Below are 22,711 nucleotides of genomic sequence, written 5' to 3' on the forward strand. Positions count from 1 at the left end.
GCTTCGCTCTCCACCACAGAATGAGGTCGGAGAAGGTCGACGAGGATGCTCCGTTCCGTGGCCATCTCGCAGCACCGTGGTGTCTCAAGCGCGCGAGGTCTCTCAAAGCCCGCGCAATGACTCACCCCAATGGCCTGAGAGAGGCACCAATCATGAGCGCACCTATAAAGCCCGGGCGCCTTATCGCCAGCACCGTGATGGCAGGGGTCCTGCTCATCGGGTCTGCGGCAGGGGCCTTCGGTGCAGCGTCAACACCGATCAACTCACCCTCCACACCCAGCTCAACCACCAGCGAGGTGACAGACGGCGACGGTGAGGGACCACAGTTCTACAGCGGTTCCGTCATCGACGTCTCAGACACGATCCAGGGTGATGTCTACGTGGCCGGCCAGAACGTCACCGTCAGCGGCGACGTCACCGGCGACGTCATCGTGGCGGCCCAGACGATCAATATCACCGGCACAGTCGATGGCAACGTGCGTCTTGCAGCCCAAGATGTGGTCATCAGCGGTGAGGTTGAACGCAGCGGCACGGTGTTCGCCGCCAGTGTGAATCTCACCGAGGAGGGGTCCCTCGGAGCCGATCTCGTCGGTGCTGCCGGTGAAGTCAGCATCGACGGAAGCATCGAGCGAGACTTGGTGATCAGCGCCGAAGACTTCTCCATCGATGGGTCCGTCGGTGGAGACGTGACCTACTACAGCGACCAGAGCGCCTCGATCACTGACGGTGCGGTCGCTGGTTCGGTCGAGCGCATCGCCCCCGATCCGGCTCCTGAGGCAGAGCCCTCACCCTGGGGCGTCTTCCTCGGTTGGGCTCTCGGGCTGCTCTACGCTCTGGTCGCGTTGAGCCTCATCACGTTGGTCGCCGTGTTGGTGTTCCCGCGCCGACTCACGGAGGTGACGAACCAGCTGAAGCGTTCTCCGTGGAAGGCGCTCCTGGTGGGGTTCGTGGCGGCGGTCGCGGTTCCCGTGGCGCTCCTGCTTCTCATGATCACCATCATCGGGGCCCCGCTGGCCCTGGCTGGGATCTTGGTATGGGCGCTGATGACTCTGGCGACATTCGCCTCCGGCTCCTACGCCATCGGACGCCTTGTGTTCCGGGACTCTCAGCGCCCTGTGGTCATGGCACTGGTGGGCGGGGTGATCCTGATCGTCGCGCTGCATGTTCCGTGGCTGAACATTGCGGTGTGGCTGGCGATGGTCCTCTTCGGCCTTGGTGCGCAGCTCCTGGACTTCTATGACAGGCGGCCTCGGCGGGTCCCTCCCGAGCCGTATGCCGAACCGGCTTTAGCAACAACGGTTCCCTGAGCAGCCCGGACCGCGAGGTCCGTCACGCAGCGCGGATCCTTGAGTACCAGTTCAGAGCTCGCGTCGAGCCATGGCACCAGACTCGGCGACCACGCAACGGACAATCCCTTCCCCGTTCCCAACGCTCTCCCCCTCACGGAGGCAAGACATGAACATCGACACTCACTCAGCTCCCCGACCCCGCGCCTTCAACCTCGCGGCCCAGGGCCTAGGTGTGCTGGTCGGCTTCGACGGCTCTACCCGGTCTCTTCTGGCGCTGCACTACGGCGCGCTGGAGGCTCAACGCAGCCGACGTGTGCTGACGGTGATCACCGCGGTCAGCGGCCCCATTCCCGTCTACACCACCCTCGGCGCCTTGCCGGAGAAGTTCGAAACTCAGGCCGCCATCGATGCGGCAGGAATAGTCCTCAATGATGCCCGGAGGTACCTTCAGGCCTACCCAGGCAAGGTCACCTACCGGACCGAACAAGGCGAGGCTGCTGCTGTGCTGGCGGAGCTCTCCACGGTGGCAGAACTTGCGATTCTCGGAGCAAGGGGACGCGGCGGATTCCTCGGAAGAATCCTGGGCTCGGTGGCCTCCGCTTTGCCGGCCCACGCGCACTGCCCCACTATTGTGGTGCCCCGGCACTATGCGATCAACGTCGCAGAAGGGGCTGCGCGTTTCGCCCCTCAGGCAGACTCACGTCCAGTGATCGTGGGCATCGACGGCTCTGCGCAGAGTCGCGTCGCCGCCCTGCATGCGGCCCGAGCGGCTCAAGACCGTGGTGTCGCCCTGCACCTCTTGATGACGCTGCCCTCGCTGGAGGGCTGGTGGGACTGGTACCCGGATCTGGACCCCCTCGACCAAGACATCATCAGCCGGAGACAGTCACAGCTGGAGCGCTCGCTTCAGGCAGAGGCGGCCTGGCTGCACAGGCATTTTCCCTCGTTGGCCGTGACCGCCTCGGTCAAGCCTGGGGATCCTGTGACGCAGCTGAGCAAGTCCGCCCAGGAGGCACAGCTGACGGTGGTCGGCACACGAGGTAGGGGAACGTTCAGCGGCAATCTTTTGGGATCGGTCTCCCGCGGGGTGCTCCTGCGGGCGACCGGTCCAGTCATGGTTGTTCCAGACCTCCAGGATGACCGGCTCCGTGATCAGCCAGGGCCTATCCGCTAGAACCACCCTGACGCTGTCCCAGGGCCTTCGCCGCGAGGTCTCAGGCAAGGCCGGTATGGGACCAAGGTCCCTTCACGGACTGACGGAGTGATAGTTGAATGTTCAAGTAATGCCTATCCAAAGCTGAATCACCAAGTCGCCCTCAGAGAGTCTCTTTGCACCGGACACGACCCTGAGAGCAGCGAGGATCCGTTTCTATGCTTGTTCCACCCACCGCGAACCGCAACTTAAGCTTGGATGCCGCCTGTGCGCTGGATCCACTGGCCCCTCGAGGGGGTGCTCCCCATGCGTGCAGAGGCTGAGATGACGTTCAACGCTGAAGAAGCCTACGCCGCACACGGCAGAGTGCTGTTCTCGTTCGCACTCAATGCACTGGGTGATCGAGTCGAGGCCGAAGACTGCGTGCAGGAGACCTTCATTCGTGCCTGGCGCAGCGAGAGCGGTACAGCAGCTCGCGTGGCTCAGTTCGGACCTGGCTGTTCGCGATAGCGCGAAACCTCGTCATCGATGCGCTGAGATCTCGCGCCCGGCGCCCAGAGCCCTCTGATGCGGGGAAGATCGAGTGGGCCAGTGAGCCTGTGACGGAGGACCTGCTGATAGTCGAGCGGTTGGCCCTCTATGAGTCCCTCGCTACGCTTACCTTTGAGCACCGTCAGGTGATCGCCGCCGTACAGCTGCTCGGTGGAAGCTACCAGGACCTATCGGAACAGACGGGTGTCCCGGTCGCGACGTTGCGGACGCGCATGTATTACGGGTTGAGATCTATGCGGACAGCATTGGGAAGTAGTGGCGCACGATGACAGAAACGCCTTCACGTCGCGAGGAGCTCATCGCCGGTGCGCTGGTGGGGGATCTCAGTGACGATGAGCGGCGCGAGTTCGACCGAACCCGGGCAGCAGACCCTTCGATCGATGCAGAGCTCGCAGAGCTGCGGGCTACGGCCGCGCGCATGGAGGCGACGGGGGTGGCCTGGCGGGAGGAATCCCCACCTCCGGGCCTTGAGGAGCGCATACTTGCCGAGACCTCCGAAGCCGACCGACTGACTCGCTCGGAGGAGAACGGGAAGCCTGCCCCATAGCTGCACCCCACACCGGTGGGGACGCCTCCCGCGTTCTTGCCCTTGACTCGCTCTCCCCGGGAGAGGAGTGTTGCGATCAGGCCTCGGGAACGAGCGGCACTGCACCAGCAACACCTCAATGCCGAGGCACTCAGCTTCAGGAGCAACCCCATGGCCACCGGCGGCAGCTGCACCACCGACGGCGGCCCGTCATGAGCATCACCCGGCAGGAGTGACCCGCACCGTGGACGGCTTTCACTGTGAGCTCCGCATCACAGCAGATGCCTTCCATAGACGCGGACACCGGATCCCCGACCGGCACATCGGCCCCACACGGGAACCCGCGTACGAGGGCCGCGCTGACCTGATCCGCAACGGATCATAGTAAGGAACGCTGACTCATGATTCGACTCATAACCCCATTCGCCAGGATCCGCTGGACCGATCAGTTCCCTGAGCGCTTTCTGGGCACCGAGGACCCCGATGACGTAGAAGGCCTCCGGTGGTACGAGGAGCATCAGCTGAAGATGAGTGAAGGATTGTTGGAACTCGCTCTGAGGCGCGGCGTTCCGTGCCGGCAGGGTCTGCTGCTCACGAGAAGTTCCCTGCTGCCCCTGCAGCGGTATATGGATGCACGCGCGGCGCACTTCAATGCGTTGGAGTCTGATCGGGCACACGGGCCGCAGTTCGTCGCAGGGATGCGTTTCACCGAGTCGACGAATGCTGCTCTCTCGAGCGCTCGACGCGCCGTGGAGCTGGTTCTGCGTCACCCACGGGACCGGAGGATAGAGGCACACTGGCAGGCACTCGGTGGATCCTCCCCAGCAGCCGGTTCCCAAGAATCCCTGGAACCGGCCGCGGCGGCAGACCATCTCTGGACGCAGCCGACCGGGATGCGCGGAAGGGCGAATTCCCGATAGATCGTCTGTGCCAGCGGGGAGGCCGCGGCCCGAGGAAATGCCACTCTCGCGACCCGATCGCGTGTCGCCCATGGGTCAGCCAGACCGGTCCAGAGTGAGTTCACTCGGTCGTGACACGCGCGAAACACCGGCTCCGTAACGTCTCGGGGATGGTTGCAACAGATACGCCAGCACGCACCGTCAGACGCGGTTTCCAGATGCCTCACGTCTATGTCATCCTCTTCGTCCTCTCCGCGCTGGCCGCCCTCGCGACGTACGTCATCCCCTCGAACCAGTTCGAGCGCGTGGAAGGTCCAGACGGCCGAGAGGTCATCAACCCGGACTCCTATGGACCGGTGGAGGCGACGCCGACGTCGTTCCTTGATTTCGCGACCGCGGTCCCCCGCGGCCTCGTCGATGCCGGGGAGGTGGTGTTCTTCACGTTCATCATCGGAGGCGTCTTCATGGTCATCCGGCGCACCGGGATCATCGAGAACGCGCTCGACAGGCTGCTTCGAGCCTTCGCCAATCGCCGGCTTCTGCTGATTCCCGTCTTGATCACGGTCTTCGCAGCCCTGGCCTCCCTCATCGGCACTCAGGAACTGGCACTGGTCTACATTCCAGTGCTCATTCCGGTCATCATCGCTCTGGGGTACGACTCGATGGTGGCGGTGGCCATTGCGCTCGTGGGCACCACGGCGGGCTTCACCTCTGGCGTGCTCAATCCCATCAACACCGGCCTGGCCCAGCAGATCGCTGGCATCGAGACCTTCTCCGGTGCGGGCCTGCGCGGGGCGCTCTTCCTGGCGATGATCACACTCGGCTCATTCTGGGTCATCCGCTATGCCCGTCGCGTGGAGCAGGACCCCGCGAAGAGCCTGGTGTACGGGGAGGAGGATGAGCTGGAGAAGCAGCGCCTCTATGCCTCCGGAGCGGATGGTGAGGCGAAGCGGATGAATCGGCGGCAGAAGGTGTCGCTGCTGCTCTCGGCGCCAGTCCTCGGTGTCACGATCTGGGGCGTCTCCTCGCAGGGGTGGTTCATGATCGAGATGGCGGGGATGTTCCTGCTGATGATGCTGATCATAGGCCTGGTCAGCGGGCTGAACCCCTCGGCGATCTCCGCCTCCTTCTCCGAGGGCATGCGCAGCGTGCTGGAGGCCGCCATCATCGTCGGCGTCGCCCGTTCCGTGGCGGTGGTCCTGGAGGACGGCCAGATCCTTGACACGATCGTGCACTCTCTGGGGAGCGCCGTCAGCGGGATGCCCGGCGAACTCGCCGCCGTCGGCATGTTCGCCGTACAGACCGGCTTCAACTTCGTGGTGCCCTCAGGCTCCGGCCAAGCCGTGGTCACGATGCCGATCATGGCTCCGCTCGCGGATCTGCTGGAGGTCACCCGGCAGACCGCCGTGCTGGCCTTCCAACTCGGCGATGGACTCACCAACATCCTCTATCCCACCTCGGGGTACTTTATGGCCGCCTTGGCCATCGGCGGTGTCCGCTGGGAGAAGTGGCTGCGGTTCTATCTGCCGCTGTTCGGACTCTGGACGCTGGTCGCCATCAGCTTCCTGGTCTTCGCGCAGGTGACCGGTTGGAGCTGACGAGCTGCGCTCGGGTCCGCGCTCAGCGCAGACCTAGATCCTGCCTCGCCGGGACGGGAAGACCGCATGCAGGAGCGGGATCAGGGAGGCCGCCATGATCACCGATCCGATCACGTCGTCCTCGGATCGCAGCAGGGTCCCGGTGACCAGCAGCCCGGTGAACAGCACCGCCGAGACCAGCCTCCGTCCCACGCGCTCCAGAGCCGCGGTGCGCCGATCGAGATCCGGGGTGCGCACCGCGATCCGGCCTTCCTCGATGCGACCCACGACGTCGGAGAGCCGGCCCGGGAGCCGCAGCGCCGTCGTCACGGTGGTCGCCACCTGACGGGCGGCGTCCTGGACCGCAGGGCGGCCTTGGTCGCGGATCAGCTGCTCGGCATAGGGTTCGATGGCGTCCCAGAGATTGAACCGGGAATCCAGGGTGCTGCAGACGCCCGAGATCAGCGACACCGTGCGCAGCATCAGCAGAAAGTTCTCCGGCAGCTGGAAGGGCAGCGAACGGACCAGGTCACCGAACTCCTTGGCGAAGTCCCGGAACTCCCTAGGGTCGACCTCCTTGAGCTCGGCGAAGCCCATGCCGCCGAAGCGGGCGAAGAGCTGGGTCATGGCTCGTTCAAGCTCCGCGGTGTCCGCGGACGGGAGCAGCACACCCACCTCTTGGATGGCGTCGACCAGGCCTTTTCCGTCTCGAGAGGCAGCGGCGATGAACACCCGGCGCAGCCCGTCGCGCAGCGTGTCCGGAATCTCGCCCATCATGCCGAAGTCGATGAAGGTCAGATGCCAGCCCGGCGATGCTCCGGCTTCTGCCGGCAGCTCACGGCCAGAAGGAGTCGGCGTGACGAAGATGTTCCCGGGGTGCGGGTCGGCATGGAAGAACCCGTGCACGAAGATCTGGTCGAACATCACGTTCGCGAATTCTGTGGCGACCGCCGTCGGGTCGATCCCCGCGGCCTTGAGCCGCGGCACATCGTTGATCTTGATCGCGGTCACGTCCTGCAGGGTCAGAACTCGACGGGTGGTGCGTTCCCACATCACCTCAGGCGCAGAGACGCGCGGATCCCCGTCGAAGTTCGCGACGAAGCGTTCAGCATTGGCAGCCTCGTTGAGGTAATCGATCTCTTCCATGCTGGTGGTGGCGAACTCCTCCACCAGGGCCGGCGCATCCACCCGGTTGCTCACCAGCTTGATCCGGGACAGCCATCGACTCACTCGGCGCAGTGCCGCCAGATCGACGTCGACGATCTCACCGATCCCGGGGCGCTGGATCTTCACGACCGCTGCATCGAAACCGGCGACCTCAGCGTCCTCGGCCGAAGCTACCGCGCGGTGCGCCTGGCCCAGCGAGGCGGCAGCGAGCGGCTCCGGGTCCACGGACGCATAGGCACGCTCCAGCGGGACCTCAAGCTCCTCTTCGGCAGCGGCTCGAATCTCAGCGAAGTCGACAGGACTGACCTCGTCCTGCAGCCCTTCCAGCTCCTTGGTGATCTCGGGGGGCAGCACGTCGAGTCGCGAGGAGAGGAACTGGCCGACCTTGATCATCAGCCCGCCGAGATCCACCGCGAGGCGGTGGAAGCGCTGAGCAAGCCGCCGCATGCGCCGAGCTCGGCCCACCGCGGCGAGTTGAGCCAGGCCGATTCGTGGCAGGAACAGTTCGAACCACCACACCTGGACCAGATGAAGAGCCGCGAACCGCAGAATTCGGCGGTACCGATTGCGCAGCGACTTAGCCGTTGGGCTCACTCGATGCCCTGAAGGCTGCGGCCCCACGCGTCACCTGCCTCAAGCACGCGGTTCAGTCCTGAGCGAGGATGGCGTAGAGCTTCCGGCGCACCTGGTCGATCTCCTGCTCCGCCTGGTGGATCTGTTCGGGTGTTCCGGAACGGCCCACCTGCGCGGCTGCCTGCGCCAGTTCCATGCCAGCCTTGGAGAGGGTTCGGACCGCATGGCCGCGATGCTCAGCACCCTGCCACTGCGCGGGCCACTGTTCAGCGGCGGCCGCGGCCTCTCGGCCTTCCTCGGTGAGCGAATACGTCTTGCGTCCACCCTCTGACTCGGCGTGGATCAGTCCTTCATCGGCCAGGAGCTGCAGAGTGGGATAGACCGAGCCGGGGCTGGGCTTCCACGCGCCACCGCTGCGCTGTTCGATCTCATGGATGATCTGGTATCCGTGCATGGAGCGCTCGGCCAGAAGCGCGAGCACCGCTGCGCGCACATCTCCACGGTTCGCGCGCGGGGCCGCTTTGTCCTTGAAAGCACCGCGCAGCTGATCCATGGCGTCCCAGAGGTCCGCCGGCGGACCCCCTGCAGCGTGCCGGCGGTCTCCGAAGATGCCCCGGGCGTGTGAGTCGCCTGAAAATGATCCAGTCATGACAGCCTCCTAAGCGCCGCACCCACGATGGGTCCGATCAGACTTAACGATATATCGCCCACTGTGACGGCGTGGAGATGTGACGCGGCAAGCTCAGGCACCCTCACCCTTCGCCCAGGCGACGTCGTCTAAGGAGAGCTGCTGTGTCATGTCTTGGAGAAAGCCGATGACCACCTCTCGCTCCCGGGCACTCAGCGCGGCGGCAGAGTGGAACCGCTTGGCCTGCTGCCGCCCGACGGTCTCCATCGCGGCCTCCGCCGTCTCCGGCGTGACCCGAACGGCGAAGGCCCGACGGTCAGTCGGATGCACTTCGCGAGTGACATGTCCACCCTGCTCAAGTCGGTTCAACAGCTTGGTGGTCGATGCCGCAGAGATCTCCAGACTTGCTGCGAGCATCCCGGGCGTCACCGTCGCCCCACGGTTCTCCGCCACGATCAGGTAGTGGATCGCACCCATGTCCAGCTGGCTGAGCTTCATGTACTGCTGCGAGGCCTCGGACAGGCGCTGCTCCGCCGTCCGCAGGTCGGAGAGTGCTCGCATGAGCCGACCGATCTGGGCAACGTCCTCGGAAGGCACCTCGGATCGATCCACGAGTCGCTGAAGGGGATCCGTGGCATCAACCTCATACAGGCTCTCTGATACGGGATCCGGCTCGGTCTCTCCTGCTGCCATGCTGACCACCTTACGATGCGCAACCGGACCTTGCGGCGTTTATTATCCATTGGTGTACTTTATCCCTCAGGACAGTATATTCTTCCACCAAGGAAATCACTCGTCAGGAGACAAGAACATGCCGCGCACCGTCACGGACACCCGCACCTCACCCACGCCCGGCGCGGGCATCCCGAGCGACGGCGGCGGAGATGATGTCCGCGGAGGCAGCGGCGGCCGCCCTCACCGGGGCGGCGTTCCGCGCTGGCTGAGGGTGTTCCTCCCCGCCGCGCTGATCCTCATCTGGCTCACCGGCACCGCCATCGGCGGGCCATTCTTCGGAAGGGTCGCGGAGGTCTCCTCCAATGATCAGACCACCTACCTGCCAGAGTCCGCGGACGCGACCGCGGTGCAGGAGCTGCTGGGTGAGTTCAATGATTCAGACACCATCCCCGCCGTCGTCGTCGTCGCCTCTGACACGGAGCTCAGCGATTCACAGGTCACCGCGATCGACGAGGCCGTCGGAGAGCTGCCCGCGATCGCCGGGGTGCAGGAGGACCTCTCCCCGATCATCCTGTCCGAGGACGGACTGGCCGTCCAGGCGTTCGTGCCGATCGGGTCCGAGGAGGAGCTCGGAGACGTCGTGGGTCAGATCTCGGAGAGTCTGCGTGCCGAACTTCCCGACGTCGAGGTCTTCGTCACCGGGCCGGCCGGGTTCACCGCAGACCTCGCCGCCGGATTCGCCGGCATCGACGGGATCCTTCTCGCCGTCTCGCTGGCCGCAGTCTTTCTGATCCTGATCGTGGTCTACCGGTCGCTGCTGCTGCCCATCGCGGTGTTGGCGACGAGCGTCTTCGCGCTCAGTGTCTCACTGCTGACCATCTGGTGGCTGGCGTATGCGGACATCCTGCTGCTCAGCGGGCAGACCCAGGGCATCCTGTTCATCCTGGTGATCGGCGCGGCCACCGATTACTCGCTGCTCTACGTCGCGCGCTATCGGGAGGCGCTGCGGGCCCACCAGGACAAGTGGACCGCGACCTGGAAGGGGCTGCGCGGATCCTTCGAACCGATCCTGGCCTCCGGAGGCACCGTCATCGCGGGCCTGCTGTGCCTGTTGCTCAGCGACCTGAAGTCCAACAGCACCTTGGGTCCGGTCGCCTCGATCGGCATTCTCTTCGCGATGGCCTCCGCCCTCACCTTCCTCCCGGCGATCCTCTTCGTCTTCGGCCGTGCCGCCTTCTGGCCTCGCCGCCCCCGGTTCGAGCCCGAGGTCGTCGCCGCCGAGGACGGGATCCCCAGCCGCGGGATCTGGGCGCGCACCGGACGACTCGTGGAGCGCAGGCCCCGCCGCATCTGGATCGCCACGACCCTGGTGCTGTTCCTGGGCGCCGTGGGCGTCACGCAGCTGGATGCCCAGGGAGTGCCGCAGTCGGAGCTGGTGCTGGGAGAGTCCGAGGCGCGCGATGGCCAGGTCGCCCTGGGCGAGCATTTCCCGGGCGGCTCCGGCAGCCCTGCCTACGTGGTCACCGATCAGGACTCGCTCCAGACCGCGGCTGATGTCCTGCTGGGCAACAGCGGGGTCGACGGAGTCACCGTGATGACCGAGGACGAGGCCGGCTCCGCCCCGGTCGACTCCGACGGGGTCAGCGCCTACGGCCCTCCGGGGACGCCTGCTTCGGATCCGCTCGTGATCGACGGGTCGATCATGCTTCAGGCCACGCTGACCGATCCCGCGGATTCTGCACCCGCGCAGGACACCGTCCGCGAGCTGCGAGCCACCTATGCCGAGGCCGACTCCGAGGTGCTGGTGGGTGGCGTGACCGCCACGGCGATCGACACCAACGATGCCGCGATCGACGACCGAAACCTGATCATCCCGATCGTGCTGGTCGTCATCCTGCTTATCCTGATGCTGCTGCTGCGCTCGATCCTGGCGCCGGTGCTGCTGGTGCTCACGACCGTGCTGTCCTTCGCCACCGCGTTGGGCGTCTCCGCGCTGGTCTTCAACGGCGTCTTCGAGTTCCCGGGGGCCGATCCGACCGTGCCGCTCTATGGCTTCGTGTTCCTGGTCGCGCTGGGCATCGATTACAACATCTTCCTGATGACCCGAGTCAGAGAGGAGTCGTTGACCCATGGGACGCGACGCGGCGTCATCCGCGGGCTGACCGTCACGGGAGGCGTGATCACCTCAGCCGGCATCGTGCTCGCCGCGACGTTCGCGGCGCTCTCGGTGATCCCGATCCTGTTCCTGGCGCAGATCGCCTTCATCGTGGCCTTCGGCGTCCTGCTGGACACGTTCCTGGTGCGAGCGCTGCTCGTGCCGGCACTGGTGCGCGACATCGGGCCCGCGGTCTGGTGGCCCTCGAAGTTGGCGAAGAACGACGGCGCAGCATCGAGTCAAAGACTCAGCTCCGCGACCGGCGGGAAGTGATCCCACACCTCATCGCCGTGTGGCGCCAGCTCGAGGTAGCTGAGCCGGTCCTCGTCGATGAACAGCAGCAGCGAGGCCTTCGGATGGTGGGCGCTCAGCACGATCCTGTCTCCGCCGTCCGGCGTCTGACCGTGCTGATCCTCGAGGTCGATCGAGGGGCACGTGCCGCACGCGCAGCCCCGACCCGCCGTGGTGCTGGGGACCGACTGGCGCCATCGTTCCCGTGAGCCGGCAGGCACGGGTCGGTCATCTGCGAAGGGAACTGCCCTCTCGATCATGAAGGTCAGCACGTCTCGTTCGCGCTCGGTGAGGGGTCGTCCCATAACCGGATCATAAGGTGCTCCTGGGTACGGATGATCAGCCACACAGGGCCACGGCTGACCTGGGTGAACTCGACCGTGATGTGTCAGACTCTCGGTCGACCCTGAACCCGGTTCGGGGACCAGCTGACGAACCAGCACCGGATGAGCAACAGGAGGGCGTTGACTGTGCCACGCGTGAGTCCCGAGGCCGACCACGATTCCGCTCTCGGTGCGCAGGACGCGGGACCCGACGGCGGTGCCGGCGACGGTGCCGGCGACGGTGCCGGCACCCGCGAGCGCCCGAGTCTCTCGGCCGCGCAGAACATCCTGGGCCGTGCGGCCTGGGTCGGGTCCGAGGTCTTCTCTCCACCGGTGCTGATCGCGTTGATGCTGGTCTCGCTGGCAGTGGTCACAGACCCCAACTGGGTGGTGACCACGGTCATCTCGGTGATCGCGTTCGCCGTGATCCCCCAGGCTGTCGCGATTGCGATGACCCTGCGCGGCCGGGCAACGGATAAGTTCATCGTCAACAGGGCGCAGCGCCACCTGTTCTACGCCATCGTCATGGCCTCCACCCTGTTGGGCGCAGCGGCAACCCTGCTCGTGACCGAGAGCGCCTGGGTCAGCTGGGCCTGTTTCATCGCCGTCGGCCTGGTGGCGGTGGTCGCGGTGATCAACACCGTCTTCAAGATCAGCCTGCACGCGCTGATCTCCGCGCTCACCGCCGTGGTCATCGCCAGCGCGTTCTCCTGGTGGGTTCTGCTCGCGACGATTCCGGTCTGGGCGCTGGTGATCTGGTCGCGGGTGCATCTGGGCCGCCACTCCCGGAGCGAAGTCATCGCTGGCTCGACGCTCGGCTTCCTCGCCGCCGGGGTGCTGCTCCTTGGCGCGGGTGTTCCGATGGGTTGAGGCCAGCCACGCTGCGCGGTGCCCGACGGGGAGGCTCACAGTTGTGAACCGTCACTAAACCCCAGCTCCCCCACCCCTCCTGGCTGGTTGAGTTCTCCGGTCGGAACATAGCCGCCGGAAAACTCAACTGCGCAGGAGAAACAGTCGGTCGCGGCGCAGCTGCTCACTATCCTGGGTCCATGACCTCCCAACAGACCTGGCTCGTCACCGGCGCAGGCCGCGGCCTGGGCCGGGCTATCACGATGGCTGCCCTGGATGCGGGGCACGCCGTCGTCGCCACCGTCCGCGGCGCGCACGACCTCCCCGATTCGGATCGGCTCCTGCTGCGGGAACTTGATGTCCGGGACCGCGCCGCCGCCTACCAGGTCGTGACGGACGCCGTCGCGCGGTTCGGGAGCCTCGACGTCGTCGTGAACAACGCCGGCTACGGGCTGATCGGCGCCATCGAAGAGGTCAGTGAGGAGGAGGCCCGCGAGATCCTTGAGACAGATCTGCTGGGACCGCTGTGGCTGTCCCAGGCCGCGATCCCGGTGATGCGTGAACAAGGCCACGGCCACATCATCCAGATCTCGACCGTGGGCGCCGTCGGGACCATGCCCACATTGGGGCTCTACAACGCTGCCAAGTGGGGACTCGAGGGCTTCAGCGAGGCGATGGCCGCCGAGGTCGCGCAGTTCGGCATCCGGGTGACGCTCGCGGAGCCTGGCGCGATCGCCACCGACTGGGCCGGAGCGAGCATGCGCTTCAGCACCCCGGTCGCCGCCTACGACGGTCTGCGCGAGACCCTCTTCGGCAGCCCGACCGTGCCGTGGCCCGTGAGCGATGCCGACGACGGCACCCCCGCCTCCGAGATCGCCGCCGCACTTCTGGCCCATGTGAAGGATCCCGACGACGCTCGGCTGCGGCTGCTCCTCGGAGACGATGCCCCCGACCAGGTCCAGGCGGCGTTGGATCTTCGCCTCCAGGACTACGGACGAGACCCTCGGTTCGGCGGGCGCGCTCCAGAGAAGACCTAGCAGGCCGCGGGAGGCAATGTGACATTGCCTCCCGCGACCCCTCGGACTACCGGATCACGCGTGCCGCCGCCGCGATCAGCCCTGCGGCAGCGGCGCCTTCGCAGAGATCAGACCCTCCTGGACCAGCTCGTCCCAGAATGCGCCGGGGATCGTCGCCGAGAGTGCGGCGAGGTCCTCCGAGATCCGGCCGGGTCGGCTGGAACCGGGGATCACCGCGACGGTCGCCGGGTGCGCGGTGGAGAACTGCAGCGCGGCCGCCTTGAGGTCCACCTCGTGGCGGGCCGCCACGGCAGAGAGTGCCGTCACCTGATCCTTCACCGACTGCGGAGCTTCGGCGTAGTCGAAGTAGTCCCCACCCAGGAGTGCTCCGGAGTTGTAGGGCCCGCCGACGATGATTCCCACGCCCTGCGCCTCAGCGTTCGGCATCATCCGCTCCAACGCCTTCTCGTGCTGCAGGATCGTGTACTGGGTGGCCGAGAGGCTCAGATCGGGCGGAGTCTCGTCCAGCTGCATGGCCAGCTCGATCGGCTCGGTGGTGTTGACGCCGAGTCCCCAGCCTTGATCAGGCCTTGCTCGCGCATCTCGCTGAGGACGCGGAAGGCTCCGGTGCGGGCCTCTTCAAACTTCGCGATCCATTCGTCGCCGTGGAAGTCTCGGGAGATGTCGTGGACGAAGACGAAGTCCAGCCGGTCGGTGCCCAGGCGCTGCATCGACTGCGCCAGCGACTTCCGCGTGGCCTCGGCGGTGTAGTCCGTGATGACCTTGTTGCTGCGGCCGTCGGCGAAGAGTCCCTCCTTCTCCTCGGTCTCATCGGACATGTAGCGCCCGACCTTGGTGCTCAGGAGGAACTCGTCCCGGGGCTTCTGCCCGAGGGCGGTGCCGAGACGCTTCTCGGCGAGACCGGCGCCGTAGAAGGGGGCGGTGTCGAAGTAGCGAATGCCGGCCTCCCAGGCGGCTTCGACGGTGTTCAGCGCCTCGTCTTCGGGGATCTCACGGAACATGTTGCCCAGAGGTGCCGTGCCGAAGCCGATGGTGTTGTTCAACAGCTGGTGAAGGTCGCGCATAAGATCAGAAATCCTCAAGATCGTGGGTGCTCTCGTCCCGGGGAACACCACCTGGGGCGAGGTTTATTTCTCGGCAGGTTCCCGTGCTGCGTTCCAGGGTCGCGCGCGGCAGCTGCGGTGCGCCCCGACGCCGACCGCCACGTCAGTCTCGGCCCGGACCCTTTGACTTCTGAACCGCCGGTACCCAAAACTGCTTCTCAGGAGCCTCAGGACCAGTGCCGCTGCTGAGTGTTCACCGATGCGGGCCGTCCCCCGCCGAACCAAGGATCTCCGATGCACCCCAGCGCAACACCGGGCGACGGCTCCCGCCCTGTCCTGGGGGCAGCGACGTTCCTCGTCACCGTCGCCCTGTTGGGCTGCGCCGACGAGAATTCCCAGGCCGGGGAAGGCCCCGCAGGCCAGGATTCAGCCACCTCCACAGCCGCGGATTTCGGGCAGGAGCTCGGGCCCCGCGTGCGCGTCAATCAGCTCGGCTACCTGCCCGACGGTCCGAAACGCGCCACGCTGGTGACCGAGGAGCACGAGGCCGTGAGCTGGCAGCTGCGCGACGACGACGGCGAGCTCGCCGCGGAGGGGACCTCCTCCCCGGAAGGATTCGACCCCTCCGCGGGGCTCACCGTGCACACCATCGACTTCACCGAGCACACCGACTCCGGGTCTGGTTACACGCTGAGCGCCGAGGGTGAGCCGAGCTACCCCTTCGACATCGCGGAGGACCTCTACAGCTCACTGCGCCATGATGCGCTCAACGTCTATTACACCCAGCGCTCCGGGATTGCGATCGAACCGATCGAGGTCGACGGCGTGCTGCATCGGCAGGAGTACGAGCGTCCCGCCGGGCACCTCTCGGAGTTCCTCCCACCCGATGCGGAGCTGCCAGACGCCGACGCCCCTAACCGAGGGGATCTGCAGGTGCCCTGCCTGCCGGTGGAGCGCTTCGAGTGGAACGGTGCGCAGCAGCGCGCCAGCACAGACGTCTACGGCGGCCCCAACGCCTGGCGCTGCCCAGAGGGCTACGCCCTGGACGTCACCGGCGGCTGGTATGACGCGGGCGACCAGGGCAAGTACGTGGTGAACTCCGGCATCTCGGTGTGGCAGCTGCTCTCCACCTATGAGCGAAGCCGGAACGCGGAGACCACCGTGGACCAGGCCTTGAATGATGAGACCCTGCTGATCCCCGAGCGGGGCAACGGGGTGCCCGATATCCTCGACGAGGTCCGCTGGAACCTCGAATGGATGCTCACCATGCAGGTTCCCGCGGACACCTGGATGACCATCGACGGCGTCGAGATCAACGCCGGCGGGATGGCCCACCACAAGATGCACGATATCGCCTGGACCGGGACGGACACCCTCCCGCACGAGGACCCGATGCCGCGCTATCTGCACCGGCCCTCCACCGCCGCGACGCTGAACCTCGCAGCCGCCGCCGCACACGGGGCACGCATCTATGAGCAGCACGACGCCGAGTTCGCCGAGGCGCTGCTCCAGGCCGCGGAATCTGCCTGGGACGCCGCCGTCGCACACTCCGACATCTACCGGAGCACCGATACTGCGGACCCGGATGCCGGCGGTGGTCCGTACAACGATCACGAGTTCACCGATGAGTTCTACTGGGCGGCCGCCCAGCTGTATCTGAGCACCGGCTCCGAGGTCTACGAGGACGCGGTGCTGCGCAGCGAGCATCATGTCGGCGGCGCCGAGGACCAGGTCTTCGGCACCCCGGCATTCGACTGGCAGAACACCGCAGCCGCCGCGCGGTTGGACCTGGCCACCGTGGAGAGTGATCTGGTGGACCGCGAGGCTGTCGTCGAGTCGGTGATCCAGGCCGCCGAGGGCTACAGCAGGATCCAGACGGATCAGCCCTTCGGGCACCCCTATGGCCCGGAGGACTACGACTGGGGGTCGAATCACATGGTGCTCAACAACGCCGCGGTGATCGCCACCGCCTTCGACCTCACCGGCGAGACCCGGTACCGCGACGCAGGCATCGAGGCCATCGACTACGTCCTGGGCCGCAATGCGATCAACAACTCCTACGTCTCCGGCTACGGCACGCATTCCTCCGAGAACATGCACAGCCGCTGGTACGCGGCCGATCACGCGCGGCTGCCGCCGTTCCCTGCGGGCAAGCTCGCCGGCGGGGCCAACTCCACCCTCGATGACCCCACGGCCCAGGAGGACCTCGACGGCTGCCCGCCGCAGTTCTGCTACGTCGACGCCCCGGACTCCTGGTCCACCAACGAGACCACGATCAACTGGAACGCCGCTCTGGCCTGGCATGCGAGCTGGCTCGACGACATGGGCCGGGCCGAGCCCTCGAACGACCCCTAGATGAGGAGCTTCCGATCATGACGTCGCGCACCCCCTGGTTCTCCGAGACCGGTGTGGGCGAGGAGCTGCTGCTCCTGCACCCCGGAGGAACCGATTCGACCGCGATGGCCCCGCTCAGCGCGCAGCTGCCCGACTACCGTCGGCTGCTGGTGGATCGCCCGGGCCATGGCCGCTCCCCCGACGTCGACGGCGCCTGGTCCTTCACTCAGATGGCCGAGGCGGTGGCGCAGGTCCTTGAGACCCATACGACACCCGCCCACATCGTGGGGTGGAGCGACGGCGCGATCGTCGGCCTGCACCTTGCGCTGCGCAGACCTGAGCTGGTGCGCAGCCTGGTCTTCGGCGGCGCCGCCTTCCACCGGTCCGGCTGGCTCGACGGAGCGCTGGAGGGGGAACCGCCGGAGTTCATGCGCGAGGCCTACGCCGCGATATCCCCCGACGGCGGGCAGCACTGGCCCGTCGTCGTGCAGAAGGCCCAGCAGCTGCACCACCGGGAGCCTGATCTGAGCACACAGGACCTCCTGCGGCTGCGCCTGCCGGTGCTGATCGTGGTCGGCGACGACGATCAGGTGCGCTGGCCGCACCTGATCGAGATGCTCGAGGCGCTGCCCGACGGCGAGCTCGCCGTCATCCCTCGCGCCACTCACGGGGCGATCGTGGAGAAGCCCGCCCTGCTGGCCCGGCTGATCCGGGAGTTCCACCAGCCGGAGCCCGAGAACGGCCTCGCCCCGATCCGTCGTCACGGCTGAGGCCCGGAAGCCCCACTGTGCCGGCGTCGATGAGACGGGTGCCGGGGCGCGTCAGCATCGTGCGGGAAGGACGCCGACGAGACTCGGAGTCCTCGCTGATCTAGGATCGGGTCCATGTCTGCCCTCCAGGAAGGTCCCATGAAGATCCTGGTGGTGGATGACGAGGCGCCGTTGGTCCACCTGATCGAGCAGTACCTTCTCCGCGAGGGGTTCTGCGTGGAGGCGACCGGAAACGGCGTCCACGCTGTGGATATCGTTCGCCGAGCGAACCCCGCGGTCGTCATCCTCGACCTCGGCATTCCGGGCATGGACGGCGTAGAGGCCTGCCGCCGGATCCGCATGTTCTCGGACTGTTACATCATCATGCTCACCGCCCGCGCTGAAGAGGTGGACCGTCTGATCGGACTCTCCGTCGGCGCAGATGACTATGTGACCAAGCCCTTCAGTCCCAGGGAGCTGGTGCTCCGTGTCAAGGCGATGCTGCGCAGGCCCCGAGGCGCCCACGCCACGAACCCTGACACCTATCAGCTGGGGGATCTCCACGTGGATCTTGCGGGGCGTGAAGTCCGGCTCCGCGGGCAGCCGGTGGATCTCACCTTGACCGAGTTCGAGGTGCTGGCCGCTCTGCTCTCGGAGCCCGGGGTGGTGCTCTCTCGAAGCGCGCTGATCGCCAAGGTGTGGGGCGATGATTGGTTCGGCGATCACCACCTGGTCGACGTCCATATCGGGCATCTTCGCCGGAAGCTGGGAGAGGATCCCACGAACCCACGGTTCATCCACACCGTCCGGGGCATCGGGTACAAGGCGGGGCCGCAGCGATGATCCGGCAGAGACGTCTCAGCGGGCTGGGCAGCCGGATTCTGGCGGCGCTCATCCTGGTGCTGTGCGTGGCGGTGGTGACGGCCTGGGCCGTCGCTCTCGTCGTGGGACCGGTGATCTTCGATGACCATATGGAGATGGTCGACTCCGGTGACCCTGATCCTGGGGTCGTCGCACACGCAGAAGAGGCCTTCGACGCGGCCTGGAGACTTTCCCTCCTGCTGGCCCTCCTGGCCGCCTTCGGGGCTTCCCTCGTGGTCACCGTGATCCTGGTGCGTCGACTGGTTCGGCCGATCGGCAAGATCCGCGCTGCCGTCGGAGAGATCACAGAGGGCGACTACTCCGCGAGGGTCCCCGAGAGCAGCATCGGAGCGGAGTTCACTGAACTGATGGCCGCCTTCAACGGCATGGCCGCAGAGCTTGACCGCACAGAGCTCACACGTCAGCGGCTTCTCTCCGACCTTGCTCATGAGATGCGCACACCCGTCGCCACCATCGATGGTTATCTCGAGGCGATGCAGGACGGGATCGCTCACGCCGACGAACAGACGCTGGGGATGCTCAGAGAGCAGGCTGAACGACTCAAACGCCTTGCCGAGGACATCTCCCTCGTCAGCGCTGCCGAGGAGGGGCGCCTGAACCTGCGTCCCGCCCCCATCGAGGTCGGCGAGCTTCTCGATGCCGCATCTGGCCAGATTCGGGCCCGCTATGAGAGCGCCGGCGTGCATCTCATCATCAAGGCCGGCCCGCGGGCACGCGCCACGACGATCAGTGTGGATCGCGACCGGATCGGTCAAGTCCTGACCAACCTTCTGGACAACGCGCTGCATCACACCGACCCCGAGGACGAAGTGCTCCTCAGTGCCCGCACTTCGAGATCATCCGTGTCCTTCGAGGTCGCGGACAACGGCCACGGAATCGATGCGGTCCATCTTCCGCACATCTTTGAACGCTTCTACCGCGCCGACAGTGCACGCGAGCGCAGCCACGGTGGCTCCGGCATCGGGCTCGCGATCGTGCGTTCCATCGTCACCGCCCATCACGGATCCGTCGGGGTTTTCAGTGAGGGGACGGGCAGCGGATCAGTCTTCACCGTCGAGCTGCCGCAGAGCGCCCCCGAATCTCTGAAGGTTCCATGAAGGATCCGTGTCTCCGAGGACCCTCTCAAGGGTGGATGGATAGAGTCGGGAGCCGCGTGGTCGCAGTCAGGGTGCCCACCCACAGATCAGACAGGGAGCGGGAGTGTTGTCTCAGCGAAAGACCTCCAGAGTGAGGCCGCCTCGCTCCGGCGCCCAGCGGATGATTGCTCTGGACGCGGCGCGCGGCCTGGCAGTGATCGGCATGATCGCGGTCAACACTGGTCCCCGCGGGGACGACGAGTTCCTGGAGCTGATCTACCGCGTTCCGTACGGTCGGGCCTCGCTGCTCTTCGTCCTGCTCGGCGGCATCGGCATCTCCTTGATGACGCGACGCTCTCGCGAACAGCACGACCCGCTGCCCTGGGTATCGCTGCTCTGGCGGTGTGCCCTGCTGCTTCTCGGCGGCCTGGCACTCCAGGAACTCGCCCACGACGTCTCGGTCATTCTGCAGATCTATGCCTTGTTGATCCTCTTCTGCATTCCACTCCTCCGGGCGGCCAACAGGACCCTGCTTCTCACCGCAGGCCTCAGCGCCCTCATAGGCCCGCTGATCTGGATCGCGGTGCAGTCTCAGACCGACGGACGCTTCGATCGAGAGCCGGTCTCGGCCTCCGACCCGTTGTGGGAGATCTTCACCGGCATCGTCCTGACCGGCCCCTACCCCTTGATCGTCTGGGCCGCGCCCTTCGTCCTCGGGATCTGGCTGGGACGCCTGGAGCTCACGGACTCGAGGGTCAGCACCCGTCTGATCATCTGGGGTGCCGTTGGAGCGATCGGGGCCCGCGGGGCGTCTCTCCTTCTGGTCGCGATCTTCGGTGAATCCACGAGCCACCTGGCCTGGCAGCGACTCTTCAGCTCAGTGGCCCATTCCCAGATGCCGCTGTGGGTGATCGGTGGCACGGGTTCCGCGGTGTTCGTCCTCGGCGCGTGCCTGAAGATCCGCACGTGGTCCCATCCGCTGGCGTCTCCGCTGGTCTTCCTGGGCCAGTTGGCCCTGACGGCCTACGTCGGGCACCTGCTGATCCTCGCACTCATCGTCCGCCCGGGACCGGACACACTGCTCCAGGGCGTGATCGCGAGCGCCTCCACAGTCCTCGCGCTGATGGCGTTCGCCTGGCTCTGGCGGCAGCGCTTCACCCGAGGGCCCCTCGAGGTTCTCCTGCGGGCACCCAGACTGTCCCGGCGTCCGCGCTGAGCCGAGCATCAAGGGCACGGCGGCAGGGTCACGGCGGCAGGGTCCGATCAAGACCCGGTCTGCACTTGATGAAGGTTTCTTCAAGATCGCGCTTCTCGGCAATACCGGGACCAGCCGTGCGGTTGACTCCTGAGCAAGGCACTGATGATCTCAACCCAGGAGCAGACCATGAAGACCAGGACATCCGCAGCATTCATCGGCGCGTTTGCGCTCACAGCCGTGCTGGCCGGTTGTGGCGCCTCCGGGGACCAGCCCGGCGAAACCCCGTCCGATCAGGAGCAGGCCACGGAGGAGACCTCAGCGGAGTACAACGACGCCGATGTCGACTACCTCTCCGGCATGATTCCGCACCACCAGCAGGCGGTCCACATGTCCGAGATGCTCCTCGAGAAGGACGACGTCGAGCCCGAGGTCGCGAACCTCGCCGAGGACATCCGCGACGCACAGGGCCCGGAGATCGAACAGATGGAATCCTGGCTGGACGCCTGGGGTGAGAACGACGCAGGCACCGGCATGGGGGACATGGAGGACATGGACCACGGGGACATGGGCGAGAACCGGATGGGCCATCAAGGCATGATGAGTGAGGAAGACCTCGACGAGCTCGATGCGTCCACCGGCTCGACTGCTTCGACGATGTACCTGGAGCACATGATCGTCCACCATGAAGGCGCCGTCTCCTCGGCGGAGCAGCACCTCCAGGAGGGCGAGAACCCCGAAGCCCTGGAGCTCTCGGAGACCATCATCGAGTCTCAGCAGGCTGAGATCGAGCAGATGGAAGAACTGCTGACCAACCTCTGAGGGAGGTGTCCGCCGAGCGGCTCAGAGAAGCCGCTCGGTGGTCTCCCCGCCGTCGAGAGTGCGAAGCACCGACGCTCCCGCCACCACGAGCACCTCGAGAGCACCCTCGACGGTCAGACCCGCGCCCAGTGCAGAGATCTCTCCGAGCGACTGTTGACTGACCGTCCAGCTGCCCCCCGCGTCGTGGCTGATCAGCAGGTGTCCCTCGACGCTGGCGCCCACGATCGTCTGTTCATCGACCCAGGTCAGCAATTGGATCAGCTGCGGCGTGTCCAGGCGGTCCCATGAGGCTCCGTCCTCTGAGCGTAGAACGCCGTCCTCGGTCGCGGCCAGCATGGTTCCGCTGGCTTCGGCGATGGCGACGGAGGCGGGCATGGAACCGATGGCCAGGGTCGTCCATGTCTGACCATCCTCGCTGAGTCGCAGTTCCCCGTCGAAGCCGAGCACGCGATCGGAAGTCGAGGCCAGCGCGTGGAAGTCGGATTCGCCTCCTCGGGAGATCACGTTCCAGCTCTCGCCCCGATCCGTGGACTCGATGAGTCCGAGCGGCTCCGGGAGGTCGACCCCCGGTCCAGGGTGTCCAGACGCAAGGTAGCGCCCGTCTGGGGTGACGGTGAAGCCCATCAGATCGATCTCGGGGCCGACGGCGATCGGCTGCTGATCGCTGAGTCGAAACAAACCCTCGTGCGCTGCCAGCAGCACGACCGAAGAATCGACGGGATCGCGGACGATCGCATGGATATGGGAGAGCGATGCCGTCGATTCGGGGGCCGGGGCCTCCGACTGAACATCCCGCGAGCAGGCCGCCAGGGCACCCGCTCCAAGCACGCCCAGACCCCCAGCGATGAGACGTCTGCGGTTCACGCGCTGCATCAGTAGATCTCCTCCGAGGATGAAATGGCCAGCCATCAACACT

General features: G+C 66.1%; 20 protein-coding genes and 1 pseudogene. 14 read left to right on the forward strand and 7 right to left on the reverse strand.

Annotated elements, in window-relative coordinates:
* The first annotated feature begins 152 nt into the window (after nt 1-152).
* The 5 genes and pseudogenes from BG28_RS13235 to BG28_RS13260 all read left to right on the forward strand — a co-directional run bounded on the left by BG28_RS13235 (nt 153) and on the right by BG28_RS13260 (nt 6,017).
* The gene (locus BG28_RS13235; protein WP_133725881.1) at nt 153-1,307 is read left to right on the forward strand and encodes a polymer-forming cytoskeletal protein; all 1,155 of its coding nucleotides are present in this window, start codon (nt 153-155) and stop codon (nt 1,305-1,307) included.
* Between the two features lie 148 nt (nt 1,308-1,455).
* Entirely contained in the window at nt 1,456-2,463 is a 1,008-nt protein-coding gene (locus tag BG28_RS13240; RefSeq protein WP_051501469.1) for a universal stress protein, read from the forward strand.
* A gap of 303 nt (nt 2,464-2,766) precedes the next feature.
* Nucleotides 2,767-3,263, forward strand: a pseudogene (locus tag BG28_RS16900) (sigma-70 family RNA polymerase sigma factor).
* Entirely contained in the window at nt 3,260-3,541 is a 282-nt protein-coding gene (locus BG28_RS13250) for a hypothetical protein (protein ID WP_133725879.1), read from the forward strand. Before BG28_RS16900 ends, BG28_RS13250 begins: the two are co-directional and overlap by 4 nt.
* Nucleotides 3,542-4,637: 1,096 nt before the next feature.
* On the forward strand, nt 4,638-6,017 hold the full coding sequence (locus BG28_RS13260) for a YfcC family protein (protein ID WP_084479744.1): 1,380 nt from the start codon (nt 4,638-4,640) through the stop codon (nt 6,015-6,017).
* A 33-nt stretch (nt 6,018-6,050) separates the two neighbouring features.
* On the opposite strand, the gene BG28_RS13265 is transcribed toward BG28_RS13260, so the two are convergent.
* From BG28_RS13265 to BG28_RS13275, 3 genes are all read right to left on the reverse strand, one after another.
* Nucleotides 6,051-7,610, reverse strand: coding sequence for an AarF/ABC1/UbiB kinase family protein (locus BG28_RS13265; RefSeq protein WP_235181121.1), 1,560 nt, complete (start codon nt 7,608-7,610; stop codon nt 6,051-6,053).
* A gap of 199 nt (nt 7,611-7,809) precedes the next feature.
* Nucleotides 7,810-8,385 carry a helix-turn-helix transcriptional regulator gene (locus BG28_RS13270; RefSeq protein ID WP_036477762.1) on the reverse strand — a complete coding sequence of 192 codons (576 nt, stop codon included), beginning with the start codon at nt 8,383-8,385 and terminating at the stop codon, nt 7,810-7,812.
* A 93-nt stretch (nt 8,386-8,478) separates the two neighbouring features.
* Nucleotides 8,479-9,057, reverse strand: coding sequence for a MarR family winged helix-turn-helix transcriptional regulator (locus BG28_RS13275; protein WP_036477765.1), 579 nt, complete (start codon nt 9,055-9,057; stop codon nt 8,479-8,481).
* 118 nt (nt 9,058-9,175) lie between these two features.
* Here BG28_RS13275 and BG28_RS13280 point away from each other — a divergent pair, with 118 nt between their 5' ends.
* Nucleotides 9,176-11,467 (forward strand): efflux RND transporter permease subunit, encoded by a 2,292-nt coding sequence (locus BG28_RS13280; RefSeq protein WP_084479745.1) that lies wholly within the window; start codon nt 9,176-9,178, stop codon nt 11,465-11,467.
* Here the strand turns inward: BG28_RS13280 and BG28_RS13285 are convergent.
* Nucleotides 11,434-11,790: a hypothetical protein gene (locus tag BG28_RS13285; protein WP_036477768.1), complete on the reverse strand. Its 357-nt coding sequence runs from the start codon at nt 11,788-11,790 to the stop codon at nt 11,434-11,436. The genes BG28_RS13280 and BG28_RS13285 overlap by 34 nt on opposite strands.
* Nucleotides 11,791-11,949: 159 nt before the next feature.
* On the opposite strand from BG28_RS13285, the gene BG28_RS14605 reads away from it, so the two are divergent.
* Both BG28_RS14605 and BG28_RS13295 read left to right on the forward strand, forming a co-directional pair.
* On the forward strand, nt 11,950-12,678 hold the full coding sequence (locus BG28_RS14605; protein WP_152539298.1) for a hypothetical protein: 729 nt from the start codon (nt 11,950-11,952) through the stop codon (nt 12,676-12,678).
* A 179-nt stretch (nt 12,679-12,857) separates the two neighbouring features.
* Nucleotides 12,858-13,694, forward strand: a complete 837-nt coding sequence (locus tag BG28_RS13295; RefSeq protein WP_036477771.1) for an SDR family NAD(P)-dependent oxidoreductase — start codon at nt 12,858-12,860, stop codon at nt 13,692-13,694.
* 75 nt (nt 13,695-13,769) lie between these two features.
* Here BG28_RS13295 and BG28_RS16525 read toward each other — a convergent pair whose 3' ends face one another.
* Both BG28_RS16525 and BG28_RS16530 read right to left on the reverse strand, forming a co-directional pair.
* Entirely contained in the window at nt 13,770-14,207 is a 438-nt protein-coding gene (locus BG28_RS16525; protein WP_200869354.1) for an aldo/keto reductase, read from the reverse strand.
* Nucleotides 14,177-14,758, reverse strand: a complete 582-nt coding sequence (locus tag BG28_RS16530) for an aldo/keto reductase (protein ID WP_200869355.1) — start codon at nt 14,756-14,758, stop codon at nt 14,177-14,179. Before BG28_RS16530 ends, BG28_RS16525 begins: the two co-directional genes overlap by 31 nt.
* A 273-nt stretch (nt 14,759-15,031) precedes the next feature.
* On the opposite strand from BG28_RS16530, the gene BG28_RS13305 reads away from it, so the two are divergent.
* The 6 genes from BG28_RS13305 to BG28_RS13330 all read left to right on the forward strand — a co-directional run bounded on the left by BG28_RS13305 (nt 15,032) and on the right by BG28_RS13330 (nt 21,795).
* Entirely contained in the window at nt 15,032-17,092 is a 2,061-nt protein-coding gene (locus tag BG28_RS13305) for a glycoside hydrolase family 9 protein (protein ID WP_051501474.1), read from the forward strand.
* 17 nt (nt 17,093-17,109) lie between these two features.
* Nucleotides 17,110-17,841 carry an alpha/beta fold hydrolase gene (locus BG28_RS13310; protein ID WP_036477773.1) on the forward strand — a complete coding sequence of 244 codons (732 nt, stop codon included), beginning with the start codon at nt 17,110-17,112 and terminating at the stop codon, nt 17,839-17,841.
* Between the two features lie 114 nt (nt 17,842-17,955).
* Nucleotides 17,956-18,663 carry a response regulator transcription factor gene (locus BG28_RS13315; protein WP_084479746.1) on the forward strand — a complete coding sequence of 236 codons (708 nt, stop codon included), beginning with the start codon at nt 17,956-17,958 and terminating at the stop codon, nt 18,661-18,663.
* Nucleotides 18,660-19,799, forward strand: a complete 1,140-nt coding sequence (locus BG28_RS13320) for a cell wall metabolism sensor histidine kinase WalK (protein WP_036477777.1) — start codon at nt 18,660-18,662, stop codon at nt 19,797-19,799. The genes BG28_RS13315 and BG28_RS13320 overlap by 4 nt, the downstream gene beginning before the upstream one ends.
* 130 nt (nt 19,800-19,929) lie before the next feature.
* A complete protein-coding gene (locus BG28_RS13325) occupies nt 19,930-20,994 on the forward strand; it encodes a DUF418 domain-containing protein (RefSeq protein WP_152539299.1) in 1,065 nt (354 codons plus the stop codon).
* Nucleotides 20,995-21,138: 144 nt separating this feature from the next.
* Entirely contained in the window at nt 21,139-21,795 is a 657-nt protein-coding gene (locus BG28_RS13330) for a DUF305 domain-containing protein (protein ID WP_051501475.1), read from the forward strand.
* A 21-nt stretch (nt 21,796-21,816) separates the two neighbouring features.
* Here the strand turns inward: BG28_RS13330 and BG28_RS13335 are convergent, their stop codons facing one another.
* Nucleotides 21,817-22,668: a F510_1955 family glycosylhydrolase gene (locus tag BG28_RS13335; RefSeq protein WP_036477783.1), complete on the reverse strand. Its 852-nt coding sequence runs from the start codon at nt 22,666-22,668 to the stop codon at nt 21,817-21,819.
* Nucleotides 22,669-22,711 lie beyond the last annotated feature (43 nt).

The organism is Nesterenkonia sp. AN1 (assembly GCF_000582475.1).
Taxonomy (GTDB): Bacteria; Actinomycetota; Actinomycetes; order Actinomycetales; family Micrococcaceae; genus Nesterenkonia; species Nesterenkonia aurantiaca.

Excerpts from the sequence above, each read along its gene's own strand:
- BG28_RS16525 (WP_200869354.1), bottom strand. The coding sequence starts at position 14,207 with ATGCAGCTGGACGAGACTCCGCCCGATCTGAGCCTCTCGGCCACCCAG.
- BG28_RS13270 (WP_036477762.1), bottom strand. The coding sequence starts at position 8,385 with ATGACTGGATCATTTTCAGGCGACTCACACGCCCGGGGCATCTTCGGA.
- BG28_RS13265 (WP_235181121.1), bottom strand. The coding sequence starts at position 7,610 with ATGCGGCGGCTTGCTCAGCGCTTCCACCGCCTCGCGGTGGATCTCGGC.
- BG28_RS13260 (WP_084479744.1), top strand. The coding sequence starts at position 4,638 with ATGCCTCACGTCTATGTCATCCTCTTCGTCCTCTCCGCGCTGGCCGCC.
- BG28_RS13295 (WP_036477771.1), top strand. The coding sequence starts at position 12,858 with ATGACCTCCCAACAGACCTGGCTCGTCACCGGCGCAGGCCGCGGCCTG.
- BG28_RS16530 (WP_200869355.1), bottom strand. The coding sequence starts at position 14,758 with ATGCGCGACCTTCACCAGCTGTTGAACAACACCATCGGCTTCGGCACG.
- BG28_RS13310 (WP_036477773.1), top strand. The coding sequence starts at position 17,110 with ATGACGTCGCGCACCCCCTGGTTCTCCGAGACCGGTGTGGGCGAGGAG.
- BG28_RS13235 (WP_133725881.1), top strand. The coding sequence starts at position 153 with ATGAGCGCACCTATAAAGCCCGGGCGCCTTATCGCCAGCACCGTGATG.
- BG28_RS13285 (WP_036477768.1), bottom strand. The coding sequence starts at position 11,790 with ATGGGACGACCCCTCACCGAGCGCGAACGAGACGTGCTGACCTTCATG.
- BG28_RS13240 (WP_051501469.1), top strand. The coding sequence starts at position 1,456 with ATGAACATCGACACTCACTCAGCTCCCCGACCCCGCGCCTTCAACCTC.
- BG28_RS13315 (WP_084479746.1), top strand. The coding sequence starts at position 17,956 with ATGTCTGCCCTCCAGGAAGGTCCCATGAAGATCCTGGTGGTGGATGAC.
- BG28_RS13320 (WP_036477777.1), top strand. The coding sequence starts at position 18,660 with ATGATCCGGCAGAGACGTCTCAGCGGGCTGGGCAGCCGGATTCTGGCG.
- BG28_RS13280 (WP_084479745.1), top strand. The coding sequence starts at position 9,176 with ATGCCGCGCACCGTCACGGACACCCGCACCTCACCCACGCCCGGCGCG.
- BG28_RS13330 (WP_051501475.1), top strand. The coding sequence starts at position 21,139 with ATGATCTCAACCCAGGAGCAGACCATGAAGACCAGGACATCCGCAGCA.
- BG28_RS13335 (WP_036477783.1), bottom strand. The coding sequence starts at position 22,668 with ATGCAGCGCGTGAACCGCAGACGTCTCATCGCTGGGGGTCTGGGCGTG.
- BG28_RS13275 (WP_036477765.1), bottom strand. The coding sequence starts at position 9,057 with ATGGCAGCAGGAGAGACCGAGCCGGATCCCGTATCAGAGAGCCTGTAT.
- BG28_RS13305 (WP_051501474.1), top strand. The coding sequence starts at position 15,032 with ATGCACCCCAGCGCAACACCGGGCGACGGCTCCCGCCCTGTCCTGGGG.
- BG28_RS13250 (WP_133725879.1), top strand. The coding sequence starts at position 3,260 with ATGACAGAAACGCCTTCACGTCGCGAGGAGCTCATCGCCGGTGCGCTG.